Below are 14,052 nucleotides of genomic sequence, written 5' to 3'. Positions count from 1 at the left end.
CGCCGCGGCGGTTAAGATTTGTGTGTGGATTTAGTGTGCTGGGTTTCCAGGCGTCATAATGAATTCCACGATGAAATGGCGGCCGGGCAGGGGGTACCCATCGATATCTTCCACCCGCCTATCCATCACATTGCTGACGACGGTTCGAATTTTCCATTGCCCGGATCCTAAAGTCCGTTCGATAGTGAAATCGTGAATTGTATATGCTGGTGTTTTTTGCTCCGATTTGTTGTACCGATGCCAATAGCTCAATGACTTGGCCATAACTTCCCATCGAAGCCCCCATCCATCACGGTGGAGGGCGGTTGAAATATATTCCTCATTCCGCGGCAGATTCGGAATGCGTTTGCCGTGATAGGTCCGGCTATGGCCGATATCGGTCGCCTCCTGCCAGGTGTGGTTCGCCAGCAACTCGAACCAAACCCGGCCCGGAAGCCTGCCGGCCCAGAAGGCCGAGGATTCAACGCCACGAACCCATGCCCGGTCAAGATTGTCGGCTTTCACCGTTCGCTGGCTGTTTTGTAGAAGATAAATCTGGTCTTCAACGATTCTTTCAAAATAGGCGCTTTCCAGCCGGAACGGATACTCCGGGAGATATTGAAGTCCGGCGTCCCATTGAAGACCGCTCTCCGGCTTGAGTTTTGGATTGCCGTCTTGCAGGCCATTGGAGCCGAAGAGCTCTGGGAAGGTGGGGAATCGGACAATCGTGCCGCGGTTGGCCTTCGCGACGCAGTTCCAGCCAAGATCGAACCGCAGGCCGTAGGCGGGGCCTTCGTGCCGGTGAACCCGCTCCGGCGCAGCGCTCGGTGGGCGTCCCCAGACAACCGGACCGCCGTAGTTGTCAGCGGCGCGCGTCCAGCGATAGGCCGCCTCGAGAGTCCAACGCCCGAAAACGATGCGGTCTTCCAGGGCCGCCGTGCGATGCCGGCGCGTGCGCGTAAAGCCTGATGTATCCTTTAACAAATCATTTGGGGTCCAGCGTTCGGTGCGAGCCTCAAAAAAGAACTTCGGTTCCTGGCGGCAGGGAAGCGACGGTGTGCTGAAGCTTACCCGGTATCCCTCCTCCCGCGTCCGGTCATCGGTCTTGGATTTCCCGAGACCGATCTCTCCCTCGACATTGCTGTACCGGTCGCGAATACGCTCGAGATGTGCGGAAAGATCGAACCACGGGGAGAAGGGAAGATCGGGGCGGATATGGAAATTGGCCTGATGGCGGGTTTGATCGCTGCGATATCGAACGTGTTCCGTCTGGAGGTCCTTATGACCCGGAACGCCGTTTTCCCGTATGGTGAGACGGCCCGTATAACTGGCGAGGAGCTTTCGGCGGTGCCCCCGGGTTATCTTCCATAGCAGGGATGATTCTTCGAAATCGTTATTCCTCCGCTTTTCGAGATGGTCATCATCGGAGTTTAACATTGTACCGTTGCCGGAGAGGTATTCGAAATCACCGTCGCTCCGCCGGTATTGCCCGGAGAGGAAAGTCTTAAACGATCCGAGATCGCCGCCCCACTGCCCCAGCACCGATTGCGTATTGTAATTTCCCGCCGCCACAGCGAGCTGAAAGGGGATCTGCAAATCACTGGGTGTGACAAGGTTGATGACCCCCGCCGCGGGAGGCCCGCCGAACGATTGTGTTTGCGAACCGCGGTAAATCTCGGCCCGGGCGAGGTGGCCGATGGGCAACAGCGCGAGGTTGACGAACCCGTTGCCCGACGCTGAGATGGGAACGCCGTCGAGGCAAAGGGTGACTTGCCCCGGCGCGCTTCCACGGATGCTGGCGAGCGAGAAAGAGCCGAGTCCGCCGTAGCGGTGGATGTGAGTCCCGGCGGTGCGATCCAGTAAATCGGAGAGATCCCGGCTCGCGGGCACCCCGCTTCCAAGGGGAATGACCGTTGTAAAACCAGAGCGGCTCTCCAGGCGCTCGACCACTGTCGGGCGCCGGCCCTCGACCCGAATGGTATCGACGACCTCCGGCCAAAAGCATTGGGCCAAAGGAGATTGAAGGGTGGGCGCCATCAGCGTTAGGGCCAAGAAGGCGGCAAGCGGGATCGATCGGATCACATTTCCTCCGCTCCACGAAAGGAATGATTCTGGATCGCTTCCCGGCAGGTCTTCTGGCTCTCGGATCGACCCGGTTTCCGTGCCTTCCCATCGCCTTTGCGCTATGGCATTGCGAAAGTGGCATCGTACGGAACCGGTCCCCGACTACAGCGGCGGGCCCGCAACGGCTTTTGTCCGTTTTCCCTTTTGCCCGGTGATGTGAGACGATCACCGAAGCACCAGGAAGCATTGTGACTGACGCCATGTTGTCCCACACGGGTGGGAACTGTCAAGCCGGTCGTCTAAGATCAGCCGACGTAAGACCTTTCGTTGAGATCCCATGAACCCCATTTCGGGAAAAAGGACCAAAGGGACCGAAACCAGATGAAGCCCCGCCCAAACCTTCTCGTCTCATCGGGTCACATCGCCGGATCACGGGTGGCTGTTGCTTTGGTTTCCTTCGCCTTTATGGCCTATATTGCAAGAATCCTAACAAAAGAAGAGATGGCCCTCTTTGCGTCACTGCAGATCCTGGCGAGTTGGTTTCCCATCTTCTGCGGATTTGGATTGCCGACACTCTGTATCCGCGAGGTTCCCGGCCTTCTGGCCCGAGACGATGAGGAGACCGCCCGCCGCCTTGTCAGCAGTCAAATATTTTATCGAGTTATCGTTGGGGGCATAGGTTGCCTTATTCTGGAGTTTCTGGCTGCGCCGGTGTCAAAGCTCATTCTTGATACCGGTGACTATCTTGCGCATATCCGTCTTGTCATTGTTACGGCTTATCTCATGGTCGTGTTGGATGGATTGAGATTGGCGCACACGGCGCTTCAACGCTTCAAGCCCAGCAGCTGGATCTTTTTTACAACCCAAACGGTTCAAAGAGTCCTGGCTGTAACGCTCTTCCTCACAATGGGATTGTGGGGATATTTCATCGGTTTTTTGGCGGGAACGATTCTGGGCATAATCATGATGGCCTATTCGGTCAGGGATTTTATATTCGGGGCTCCGCAACCGCTGGCTTCTTTGTTTCCACGAAGCCGGATGTACTGGTTGCACAATATTCTCCGCTCCACCTATATGCAGCTTGATCAAACGGTTATCGCCGTCTTTTTCGATCCATCGGCTCTCGCCGAGTTCTTTGTGGCGAAGAAATTAGTGAGCTACGCCCTGGTTCTCATTGAGGCGATGAATCAGCCGATTCTTCCACGGATCGCCGAATTGCGGGATCAGGGGGGAGATCGATTGAAGCGCTTCTACTATAAAACCAGCCATGTCGTGACCGGCTTTGTCGCCGCGGTCGGTCTGGGGCTCAGCGCATTAGCGCCCTGGCTTGTGGTCGCTTATGGCGGGGAAAAATACACGGATGCGGGCCCGATTCTTGCGGCCCTCGGAGTGGCCGCCGCTGTGTTTGGGATGACACAATTTCAAAGAGGTTTTGTTCTTCAGCTGGCGCCTCCCCGGTTTATTGTCGGCCAAGAGATTGTTATTTCCGTTTCAACAATACTCCTCTATGCCGCCTTCGCACCCCTGCTCGGCCTGGTTGGAATCGCCTGGGCGCAAACCGGCGGATTCCTGCTTGGTTTTGCTTATTTGATATTTGTTCTAAACCGCAAGGCCGGATTGAAACCTTCACCGGCCGCTTATATCTGGCCCGCTCTTGCTTCCCTTGGGATGTTTCTTGCCGTGCGCGGGGTGGCCGGCGGCCTCGCATTCCTGCCGGCATTGATCGTTGGATTGATCCTGGGTGCGGCGGTTTTTCTGACGGTGATCTGGCTGGGTTGGCGCGGGCCTTTGGGCGGCATCAGAAGCTGGCTGCGTTTAGATTAGCGACTGATACAATTCCTCATACTTCTTCGCAATATTGGTGAGAGTATAATTTTCTTCGATATGCCTGCGGGCGGATTCCCCCAAAACTCGATTCCTTTCCGCGTTCTCCGCCATTTTTGTCAAGGCGCCGGCCAGCCCTTGGATATCACCCGGTGTGACGAGAATGCCGTGCCGGGCTTCATAGAATCGGCCCGGCGGAGAGGCGAAGGAACTCCTGGCGGGATCTATCAATTCGAGCGAACCTCCGACACCCGTGGCGATGGCCGGAAGAGAGAAAGCCATCGCCTCCATGAGGGCATTCGGCAGGCCTTCCGCTTCCGACGGCAAGACAAAGGCATCCGCCAGGGAAAGCCATGGCCGGACATCCTGATGGCCGCCGGCAAAAGTGATTCGGCCGGTGAGATGGTGTTCTGCGGCGAGGGTTTCAAGAGTCCGGCGCTCGGGTCCGTCTCCAACAATGATGAGGTTGAGTCGCCCGCCGGCATCGGCCTGCGCCTTGGCGAAAGCCTCGATAAGAATGTGCAAATTCTTTTTCTTTTTCAGGGTTCCTGTGTAGACAAAGGTGAAGCCCGGCGGCGCTTCCGAAGGAGCGGCCGCTTCCCTTGAGAAATACTCAAGATCCACGCCATTGGGGATCGAGACAATATCCTTCACTTTAATACCTTCATTCAATAGATCCGCAGACACAGCGGAGCTTGGAGCGATAAAGGCCGAGATGGATTGCTTGAAGAGGTAAGCGAGGAGAGCTCCTTCGAAGTAGGTTTCGCGGATCTGCCGGAAGTCAAATCGCCGGCCGCTGTTGCCGAGCTTGGCGATCACGGGGATTCCCATAAAACGGCCGGCCAGCGCAGCGGCGAGTGTCGCCCGGGTGAGTAGATGCAGGTGTATAAGATGTGGCCGCGGTTTCCGGCGAAGCATTGTTGTGAAAACAGCGGGAAAGGAGGAGAGAGAACCTAATCGGTGTTTTCCTCCCGGCGTCGAAAAGGTGAAGACGCCGACACGATGAACCGGGATTGAATCCACGAATTCATTTCTCTTTTGTGCGCCGGCGGCATTGAGGCACATTATTTCAATTTGATACCCGGACTCTTTCAGGGCTTTTGCCAGGCGAAGGGCCTGGATTTCAGCTCCACCCAGCGCGGGGAACGGTCCCCCGGTCACCATTGTTATATGAACGGGTGTTGTGCGGATAGGTGTCATGCGAGCAGAAGCGGCGCTCATGACCGCGGCCCCGGCGAGGGCGGACCGAGAGGATTTCCTTCAGACCGGTAATGACTCTGTATAAATTCCATTTTGCCTGAGGCCGAGGGGTCCATTCTCTCCGGATAGGCGAAGGTGATCATGAATTTTTGGTGCCCCTTCCGGTGAATCAGTTCGGTGAGACCGGTCTCAATGGCGGGACGATCGGCGGTTGGTCCTGTGATGAGTTCGATCCGAATAGACCATCCATCCTGTTCTTGTATAAGCCGGAGCTTTTCGACTCCTTGAACATGAAGCATCATTTCAAGGAAGAAGTAACCGTGAATCCATTGGCCGTCGGGCGTTGCGATTCCGTCACAGATGCGTCCATGGATGGCGGAGAGACGGTTGGTTTTGCATCCGCAGGAACAGGGCGCCACAGACATTGTTCCGAGGTCGCCGATTTCATAGCGGATGTGGGGAAGGGCGTCATTTGTGAGATTCGTCACAAGGATGCGGCCCGCCGTACCCTCCGGCGCGGGCCGGCCTTCACCATCGACGATCTCGACATGGTTTAATGTTTCGAGAATATGCATTCCCTCGTGTTGATCGCACTCCGCCGAGACAACCGAGACCTCCCGGCTCCCGTACCGCTCGAAGACCGGGCAGTGGAATGCCTCTGAAATCAGACGGCGGGCCTGCGGCGTTAGAACCTCTGCGGTGATCTGTGCCGCTGTGAGAAATAGGCCGGGCTTTGATACAAGGGCGGCTCTGGCCAATTGAGTCGCGGCGCCGGCATAGGCCCAAAGAAAATGTGGATGAGCCCGCTCCATCCAATCCAGCGTCCGGATGACTTCGCTCGCGCCGATATGAAAAGCATCGACAACCTTCGAATTCATCAAAGTCTCCCGGGCGCGGGCCCGGAAAGAAGAACGCTGGGCAAGATCCCCGGGGGCGCCCCAAACAAACATTTGGCTCCGCCCGGGGGTATAACCGGTCAGCTCGCGGCTGAAACGCACGCTTGCCTCGGACCAGACCCGGTATTCCGGTGTTTGATAAACGACGAGCGGTTCGGCGGTCGACCCGCCCGTTTTCCTTTTTAAAAAGGAGGATGCCGGCAGATTTGTCGCCAGGATCGAATCGCCGGCCGAGCGGATATTGTCGCGAAGAAGGGGGGGGATCCTGGAGAGGTCCTCCAGGCTTGCCAGGGGTAATCTGACGCGATGCTCTTGAAATAGGGTTTTGTAATACGGCACGGCTTCCGCTGCATGTTTCAGGAGCCGGTTGAGTCTCTCGAGTTTGAATTGATCGATTTTTCTGCGATCCCAAAACCATTGAGTGCGGAGTTCATTCAGTGCCGCATAGATCGGCTGCTCCTTCCGGCTTTGAATCGTACGGATATAAAACTCGGAAATTCTATGTGGCAACATCGGGACGCGCCCCGCCTCTTTTCACCTCCAGGGCGGCATAGTAGGCCTCGAGGTGGGATTTAGAAACCGTTTCCCAGCTATAGACCACCCGAACACGATCTTGGGCCATGCGGCCGAGATCCTTCCGGAGTCCTTCATCATTAAGGGCTTGTTTCATGATTTCAGCAAGATGCCCGCTTGATCCGGGAGAGAAAGAGAGAGCGGTTTTCTCAACAACGTCAAGGTTTTCTTTGATGCCGCTGACAATAACGCAGCGGCCCAGAGCCATGGCATTCAACAGAACCGGAGAAGTCCCCTCGACATCCGAGGGTTGTACATAGAGGGCACAGTGTTGCAATAATTCCTCAAATGGCCGTCCGAAGACAAATCCGGGAAAGATGATGCCGGGTCTTGCAAAATTCTTTAACTTTTGAACAAAGGCGAGGTCATATTCATTTCCACCGACGAGGACGAGAGGGAAGTCCGTTTCGAGCCCGTTATAAGCATCGACAAGATACTGAATACCCTTCTCCGGAATAAAGCGGCCCACAAAGAGAATATACCGGCCGGGTTTCAGGCCCCACTTCTCCAGCGCCACTTGGGTTTCAATCGTTTCAGTGTGGGCGCCGTAAGGGATATAGGTTGTTTCGCGGTTGAACTCCTCACGGTAGAGCTTTTGAGCTTCCGGCGTGTCTGTAATGATGCCGTCGGCGAAACGAACGGCCATTTTTGCCGAGAGTTTTAAGATTTTCCGGGCCAGGAAGCCCCATTTCCCGCGATCCCAGTCGCGCCCGTCGACCGTAACGACGGTGGCTACGGGGGAGAGGCGGAAAAAGGGCAGAAAGAGACTATTCCCGACACCGTGAAAATGAACGACATCCTGGGTGCCCTTGAAAAGGAGATGCAGGCTGACAAGCAAAGAATGGAAAGGGGTATCAAGGTTCTTTTGCTTCAACGAATGAAAATAAACAAGCTTCATGTTGTGGTAGGAATCAGGCCGCGCAGCGTGATCCCCTTTGTATATCCGGCTGTAGACGGTAACCGCGTGATCCCAGGAATGCAGAAATCGGCCCAATTCGTCGACGCAGGTTTCGCTTCCGCCATAACGGGGTGGTAGGCCCCGGATGCCCGCCATGGCGATCCGCAAGCTGCGTTTGGGTTTTTCTTGGATTTTGTGTGTCACGGCAGCGGCCCCGGCCGGCAGCTCTCGATCGGCGGAAACCTTCCTTGCTTCCTTCTGTTCAAGAGAGACGCTCATGAATATACCGCTCAAGAGCCTCACGCCAATAGGGCTGGCTGGGCAGTCCAAGAAGCTTTAACATGAGATTCTCAATCGCTTCCATACGCGGACGCGCCGCGGCAAGCGGGAAGTGGGCCGACGAGACGGGAATCAACTTGCACGTTGTGATGTTGCCAATCTTGAGAATGGCCTGTGCAATTTCAAAGCGGGAGGCGGTGCCTTCATTGGCGAGGTGATAGATACCGGGCACCGCGCGCTGAATCACCGTATGAAGAGCCGCGGCGAAATCTTTTGTATAGGTCGGCGTTCCAAACTTGTCGTTAACGACCTTGAGCTCCGGACGCGAACGGGCAAGCTCCATAATCTTCGCGACGAACTTCTTGTCGGCGGCTCCACCGCCGAACATCCACCCGGCCCGGCAGATATAGTGATCAACAACGAGATTCTGCACAATCTTCTCGCCGGCGAGCTTCGAACCCGAGTAGGCGCTCAAAGGATCGGGGATATCAAACTCGGTATAGGGCGTCGGCTTTTTCCCCGAGAAGACACTCGCCGTGCTGATATAAACCATCCGCGCCTGTGAATCGCGGCAAGCCATGGCGAGGTACCGGGTGCCGAGCGTATTCGTTTGATAGGTTTCGTCGGGCCGCAATTCACATCCATCGACATCGGTCTCGGCGGCGAGATGAAGAAGGATATCCGGCTGAAAGGTCTCAAATACGGAGCGCACCTTCTCCTGATTCCGAACATCCAGATCCTCGATATCGGTTTCGAGGACTTCATACCCGAAACTCCTCCAGATCGGACAAAGATCTCCACCCAACATGCCCCTCGCCCCAGTGACTAGTACGCGCGCCATGCTTCCCCCTCAGCGAGTTTCCACAGCCATCCCGAATATCTTAAGAAGCCTGTCGTAGTGTAGATCAGCTCCGAAACGAGAGAAAGCCTCTTGCTGTGCTTGGAGCGACATCTTCGCGATCAGGCCGGGGTCGCCGGCCGCCCGCGCCAGCGCCTGGGCCAGATCGGTAGGAGAGCCTGGCTCAACGAGAAGACCGGTTTCCTCGTGTCGGATGACCTCGGGGAGCGATCCGATCCGGGAGGCAATCACCGGCGTTCCCCAGGACATCGACTCGAGCAGGGCCATCGGGCTGTTCTCATAGCAAAGACTCGGCAGGATGGTCGCCCGGGCCCTTCCGACGAGCCGCCGCAGCGCGTCGCCCTCGAGAGCGCCGGCGAAGCGAACATTGTCCTGGATCTCCGGCGGGATTGTCCGCTGGAGCCTTTCCGACTCATCGGTCTCCCAGCCGGCGAGGACCAGGCGGGGTTGATTCTCGATGGGCTCCGGCGTCTTCCGAAGAAACAAGGCATAGGCTTTGAGAAGAATATCCAGACCCTTCTCGGGGCTCAGCCGGCCGAAGTAAACAAAATCACCCAAGCCGTCCGGTGCTTTCTCTGATGTTTCATGCTCGTTGGGGGTCATCTGTACAAAACTCGGTAAAAGATGAACTTTGTTTCCGGGTAAACCAAGTTGAACGACCTTGGCTCTTAAATATTCAGAGGGGGCGGCATAGGCGCTGACCCGCGACTGCAGTCCGATGAGCCGGTGAAACAGCATGGCGCCGACTCTGGCCAACGAGACGGAAATCGAATTTTGAAGGCATTTGTAACGGAGAGCATTGTAGAAGTCGCCATAGGCGCACAGTTCGCACGGTTCTCCATCCCGCAAGAAGAGATAACAAGGCGCAAAGAGATGGAAATCGGACAGCCGCGTGACGACAGGAACGCCGCAATGGTGGGCGCCGTCTATAATAGAGGGGGAGAGAAAATTTGAACAGTGAAGAATATAGACAATATCGGCATTTGTGTGCCGGATGAGGCGAATCATCGCATTACGGGAGCTGAGCGAATAGAACGAACGGGACAGCAGGGTCATTATCCTGCGGGGCGTCATCGGTTTGATGTCCCCATAATAAACCTGTTCAGGGCCGGCCGGCGGATCGACAAAATAGGATTGGTAGGGGGTCGGTTCGGTTTTTGAGTAGTTGACCGAAAAGGGAATGACTTCGTGTCCTCTATCGGCCAGCAATTGTTTAACAGAGAAAAGATATCGCTCGGGCCCGCCTGATACAAAATAGCGGTTGTTTGCGATAATTATTTTCAAGAGGAAGGCTCCATTTCATCCACCAGCTTGCCATGGAAGACCGCGATATTCATTGCGGCGACAATCCATAGTAACAGCGATGTGGTGCGGGCTTCAAAATAGGGGCCGAAAATGGCGACGATGAGAAAGGTTGTTAGGAAAACCGGCATCAATAACTGAAACATTTTGTGCATGGGATGAGCGCGCTGATCACTGCCGGGCTTCTTGCGGCGTCCAAAACGGATAAAGATGCCGAAGTACGAGAGAAGCCCCAGAAGACCTGTTTGGGCGTATATCGTGATCCAATTTGAATCGCCGATGAAATGTTGAACATGGCGGGCATGGATATTCAAATCTTCGTAAAGACCCGAAAACATCTGAGTCGAATAGAGAGACCCGAACGTGCCGATACCAAGGCCAAAGAAGGGGGATCGCAGAAGGATATACTTCCCAATATGCTGCCAAAGATAGAGTCTGAAATTCCGGTAGGGCGATGAGTCAAGCTGGCCGGGTTGGAGAACGAGGAACCAGCGGTCCATCAGACTGTCGCTGTAAATCTCGTGCTCCTGAAGCGCCAAACCGCGGTTGGCGTTGATCGTCGAAAGCGCCATGGCGCCGAGCATGAGGACGCCGATCAGAAGAACGGCGACCGCCCACCGGCGTTTCATTTTCCAGAAGATGATCATTGATCCCATGGAAAAGGCGATCATTGAGGAGCGGGATCCCGTTAGGACAAGGGCGATGACGGCGAAGACCAGCAGCGCCGGCAACAGTATCCGGCCGCTGCGAACAACTTTGAATTTACAAATCAAGAAAATGACCGGAATCGTAAGAGCGAGAAAAGCTCCGTAATTATTATAATTCTCAAGCGTGCCGAAGATGGCGGTGTGGAGATCCGTGCGGGTGAATGTTTGTCCTTTGGCAATGGTCAACCCCAGCATGGCTGATTCGCTGCGGGCGAGGAAGACGGGTTTGAGTATGGCGGGGGCGAGCGCTTCTAAGAGGCCGACGCCGACCTGTATGCCGAAAGCCCAGAGAATGGCATATAGAATGGGGCGAAGCTCATCCCGGCTCGGCTGAAGTTGAATCAGGGCATAAAACGGGATCGCGTAACGCAGATAGATTCGCATGCCGAGAGCTACCGGCGTCACCCCGATCCCGTTCATGAAGGCGGAGAATAAACAAACAAAAACAAAGGCGAAGAAGGGGATGTCGGCCGGAGTGCGGTGAAGACGGCCGCGTTGAATAAAGATATTCAGTAAGACGGCGGCGGAGACCCCGAGCAAGAGAGCCTCGCTGCTCAGCCGGGCCATCATGGCGCTGTTGCCGAGCAGCTTGTTCGTGAGAAAGAGTTCAACACTGCAATAAAAAAGATAGCCGGCGAAAAAGCGGATCGGATAGCGGACGCCATAAATAAAAAGGATCAGGCCGATGGGAAGGAGGATGGCCATAGCCGGCGCATGTGCCGCGATAGCTCCGCACACGAAAGCCGCGGGTAAAGCGATGAGAGCGGTTTTTGCGGGCGAAAACGCGGGGGCGAGGTCCGCGAGGCCATTTGTTGAAAGTTCCTTCACGGGTTCAGCCTCAACTCCGTGTTGGGTTTTTACCACCGAAAGGTAGTTGTCGGCGGATTGACGACAATACGGATCTATCCTCCTGCGACAGTGAGTCTGAAGAGCTTTGCAGCAGAACAGCCAGAATGCAGGCCCCAAGAAAACCGAGAACGACGCCCGCGAAAACGATCAGTTTTCGGCGAGGCTTGATCTTCCAGGATGGCGGCATGGCCCGGTCGATAACCTGGATGGTGGGAACGCTGCGGGCCTCATCCAGCTTCGCTTGTTCGACTTTTCCGTTGAGGAAAACGAGAACCTCTTTCTGAACCTCTGCATCCAATAGCAGCCGTGCGAATCGCGCGCTCAGTCCGGGAATCGACTGCGTGTTCAATAGGATGCCTGTCGATCCCGCCGGATCGATTACCATGGGTGTCCCGCCGACCTCCGACGATTCCATGGAATCCTTCGAATCGGCGGGGCCGGTCAATTTCGTAATACGTTCCCGTAGGGCGTTTCGATGAGCCTCGAGGGCGCGGATTTCCATCGCGTCGTCGGCATAGAAGCGGCGCTTCATATCGATTTCCGCTTCAAGCTTTAACGTTTCTGTTTGAAGTTCAGAAAGAACGCGCATCGTGGCTTCAGTCTGGGCATCCAAATTAACGGCGTTGTTTTTCGTTTGAAATTCCAATAACCGGTCTTGCGCCGCATGTAGCTCTTCCTGGGTTTCGTCCATCCGTTGCTCTAAAAACTGCCGGATCGATCCGGCATGCGACCGGCCGATGAGGCGAAGCAGGGAATCGGCGTGGCTGACATAGAGGTTCGCCGTTCGGGCGGCGGTGCCGGCATCAGGAGCGCTGAATCGAATTCTTACAGCACCGGTTTGTAAAACATTGATATCAATTCGTTGAAGTTGTTCATCGATGGCTTCTTCAACTTCTCTTCTCTCCAGGGCATTGTCCGGATCCCGCGGAATTTTGCCGAGCACTTCGAGAACGGATTTGGTGAGGTTGCGGCTGTTCAGCACCGCCTGAAGAAGCTCGGATCCCGTGCCCGCACCCGGGAAACCAAGAAGTGACTGCAACTGTGAAGAGGACTCGCCGCCCATGAGCATTGTCGCCGGATCAGCCTGCGGATAAATGACGGTTTCCGCCTGATAAACCGGCGAGACGGCAAAAGAGATGACGATGGCGAAGAGGATCGTGCATGCCGTGAAAATTAAAATAAACTTGCGCCAGCGAAAGAGAATCTCCGCTAGGTGTATCAAACTCGATCGCGGGCGGGTGGGCGATGTAGCATCCGTCGGCATACCGGTTTCATTCATAAATCAGCAGCTCCTTGATATTTAAGCTTTGGCCTGTCCCATGCGATCGTACGAGGGGATTCTTTGAAGGGTCAAGGGGGAAGAATGAATAAGGGATCAGCGGAGTTCATGACGATCCCGCCCCCTGATCTTGTAGCGGGCGATTCCATCGGATAGGTTTCCAGGGAACCTTAGTGGGGAGATGGATAAGAAGATATGCATAAAACGCGCTCTGCCGGTCCGGTCCGGATCCTCTTTCTGGCCGTGGGAATGGGGATTGGGGGAACAGAACGGCAGATCTATGAGCTTCTCCGGGGGATTCCCCGGCCGCTTTTTGATCCACGACTCGGTATCTTGGAGGAGGGCGGGGCTCTTCTGGACAGGGTCCGGTCCCTTGATCTTCCCATAGTACCCTTTAAGCGGATCGGCAAATGGGATCTTAGCGCCTTTCGTCTGATCCACCGGTATCTTAAAACCGAACGCATAGATATCATTCATACATTTTTGTCACCCGCCACGGTGTTTGGTCTCGGGGCCGCTGCGCTGGCGGGGAACACGATTCGCGTGGGGTCGCTGCGAAGCAGCGGAACGACCCGCACTGATCTGCGGTATCGCCTTCTCTCCGGGGTGGAACGATGGCTCATGCGCCGGTGCGACGCGGTCGTTTGCAATTCCATGGCCGGGGCGCGGTGGGGTGAAGAACTGGGATTGGCTCCATCAATACTGCATGTTATTTATAATGGGATCGATTCCTCAGAGCTTCAGACAAATATGGAGATTCAGTCGCTGGGCATTCCGAACGATGCCCCCGTTATTGGAATGGTTGCGAATTTCGAGGCCGACAAGGGACACGCCCAATTGATAGATGCGGCGGAACGGCTCATCTCCCGCCGGCCGAATCTAACTTGCGTTTTTATCGGCGACGGGCCCGCCCGGGGGCCGTTGCTGGAGCGCGTCCGGCGCCAGGGCCTTTCACAAAACATTTTATTCCCCGGCGTCGCCTATCCGGCGACCCCCTGGATATCGCGTTTTGACGTCGCGGTGCTGCTCTCGCAGCAGCGGGAGGGAAGCAGTAATTTCCTGGTGGAAGCGATGTTTCTGGGCATACCGGTTGTTTGCTCGCGGGTGGGCGGGAATGCCGAGGTGGTTGTCCATGATGAAACCGGGATTGTTGTGGACGGGAGAGATCCCATTGAGATCGAGCAGGCATTGGAATCGCTTTTGGGTGATCCCAAGCGGCAAAAGCGGATGGGGGATTTGGGCCGCAGGCGGGCGGAAGTGATGTTTGCATCCGCCAAAATGGTACAGCAACATGTCGATCTTTATCTTCAATTAATGCGGAAGAAAGACGGCGGGAAATGACC

At 55.7% G+C, this 14,052-nt stretch carries 10 protein-coding genes and 1 riboswitch; of the genes, 2 read left to right on the top strand and 8 right to left on the bottom strand.

Features of this window, described 5'->3' with window-relative positions; translation table 11 throughout:
* Positions 1-30: 30 nt before the first annotated feature.
* Complete coding sequence (locus KJ970_15345) at positions 31-2,061, bottom strand: TonB-dependent receptor (protein ID MBU2692297.1); 2,031 nt, start codon at positions 2,059-2,061, stop codon at positions 31-33.
* A 25-nt stretch (positions 2,062-2,086) separates the two neighbouring features.
* Positions 2,087-2,299: riboswitch (cobalamin riboswitch) on the bottom strand.
* Positions 2,300-2,424: 125 nt separating this feature from the next.
* On the opposite strand from KJ970_15345, the gene KJ970_15340 reads away from it, so the two are divergent.
* The gene (locus tag KJ970_15340) at positions 2,425-3,867 is read left to right on the top strand and encodes an oligosaccharide flippase family protein (protein ID MBU2692296.1); all 1,443 of its coding nucleotides are present in this window, start codon (positions 2,425-2,427) and stop codon (positions 3,865-3,867) included.
* Here the strand turns inward: KJ970_15340 and KJ970_15335 are convergent.
* The 7 genes from KJ970_15335 to KJ970_15305 are packed head-to-tail and all read right to left on the bottom strand — an operon-like array spanning position 3,859 to position 12,709.
* Positions 3,859-5,067 carry a glycosyltransferase gene (locus tag KJ970_15335; protein MBU2692295.1) on the bottom strand — a complete coding sequence of 403 codons (1,209 nt, stop codon included), beginning with the start codon at positions 5,065-5,067 and terminating at the stop codon, positions 3,859-3,861. The genes KJ970_15340 and KJ970_15335 overlap by 9 nt on opposite strands.
* Positions 5,068-5,084: 17 nt before the next feature.
* The gene (locus KJ970_15330; protein MBU2692294.1) at positions 5,085-6,476 is read right to left on the bottom strand and encodes a hypothetical protein; all 1,392 of its coding nucleotides are present in this window, start codon (positions 6,474-6,476) and stop codon (positions 5,085-5,087) included.
* On the bottom strand, positions 6,463-7,713 hold the full coding sequence (locus tag KJ970_15325; GenBank protein MBU2692293.1) for a glycosyltransferase family 4 protein: 1,251 nt from the start codon (positions 7,711-7,713) through the stop codon (positions 6,463-6,465). Before KJ970_15325 ends, KJ970_15330 begins: the two co-directional genes overlap by 14 nt.
* Positions 7,697-8,554, bottom strand: a complete 858-nt coding sequence (gene rfbD, locus KJ970_15320) for a dTDP-4-dehydrorhamnose reductase (GenBank protein MBU2692292.1) — start codon at positions 8,552-8,554, stop codon at positions 7,697-7,699. The genes KJ970_15325 and rfbD overlap by 17 nt, the downstream gene beginning before the upstream one ends.
* A 9-nt stretch (positions 8,555-8,563) precedes the next feature.
* Positions 8,564-9,856: a glycosyltransferase family 4 protein gene (locus tag KJ970_15315; protein MBU2692291.1), complete on the bottom strand. Its 1,293-nt coding sequence runs from the start codon at positions 9,854-9,856 to the stop codon at positions 8,564-8,566.
* Positions 9,853-11,409, bottom strand: coding sequence for an O-antigen ligase family protein (locus tag KJ970_15310; GenBank protein ID MBU2692290.1), 1,557 nt, complete (start codon positions 11,407-11,409; stop codon positions 9,853-9,855). The genes KJ970_15315 and KJ970_15310 overlap by 4 nt, the downstream gene beginning before the upstream one ends.
* Before the next feature lie 10 nt (positions 11,410-11,419).
* A complete protein-coding gene (locus KJ970_15305) occupies positions 11,420-12,709 on the bottom strand; it encodes a hypothetical protein (protein MBU2692289.1) in 1,290 nt (429 codons plus the stop codon).
* Between the two features lie 195 nt (positions 12,710-12,904).
* On the opposite strand from KJ970_15305, the gene KJ970_15300 reads away from it, so the two are divergent.
* Positions 12,905-14,050 carry a glycosyltransferase gene (locus tag KJ970_15300; GenBank protein MBU2692288.1) on the top strand — a complete coding sequence of 382 codons (1,146 nt, stop codon included), beginning with the start codon at positions 12,905-12,907 and terminating at the stop codon, positions 14,048-14,050.
* Positions 14,051-14,052: the final 2 nt, after the last annotated feature.

This window comes from Candidatus Eisenbacteria bacterium (genome assembly GCA_018831195.1).
In the GTDB taxonomy this organism is placed as follows: Bacteria; Eisenbacteria; RBG-16-71-46; order CAIMUX01; family JAHJDP01; genus JAHJDP01.
The sequence above is the reverse complement of the archived record's forward strand: the minus strand, read 5'-3'. Positions and strand labels throughout refer to the sequence as shown.

What these genes read in the sequence shown, in the direction of transcription:
- KJ970_15340 (MBU2692296.1), top strand. Translation starts at nt 2,425, where the DNA reads ATGAAGCCCCGCCCAAACCTTCTCGTCTCATCGGGTCACATCGCCGGA.
- rfbD (MBU2692292.1), bottom strand. Translation starts at nt 8,554, where the DNA reads ATGGCGCGCGTACTAGTCACTGGGGCGAGGGGCATGTTGGGTGGAGAT.
- KJ970_15300 (MBU2692288.1), top strand. Translation starts at nt 12,905, where the DNA reads ATGCATAAAACGCGCTCTGCCGGTCCGGTCCGGATCCTCTTTCTGGCC.
- KJ970_15330 (MBU2692294.1), bottom strand. Translation starts at nt 6,476, where the DNA reads ATGTTGCCACATAGAATTTCCGAGTTTTATATCCGTACGATTCAAAGC.
- KJ970_15335 (MBU2692295.1), bottom strand. Translation starts at nt 5,067, where the DNA reads ATGACACCTATCCGCACAACACCCGTTCATATAACAATGGTGACCGGG.
- KJ970_15325 (MBU2692293.1), bottom strand. Translation starts at nt 7,713, where the DNA reads ATGAGCGTCTCTCTTGAACAGAAGGAAGCAAGGAAGGTTTCCGCCGAT.
- KJ970_15305 (MBU2692289.1), bottom strand. Translation starts at nt 12,709, where the DNA reads ATGAATGAAACCGGTATGCCGACGGATGCTACATCGCCCACCCGCCCG.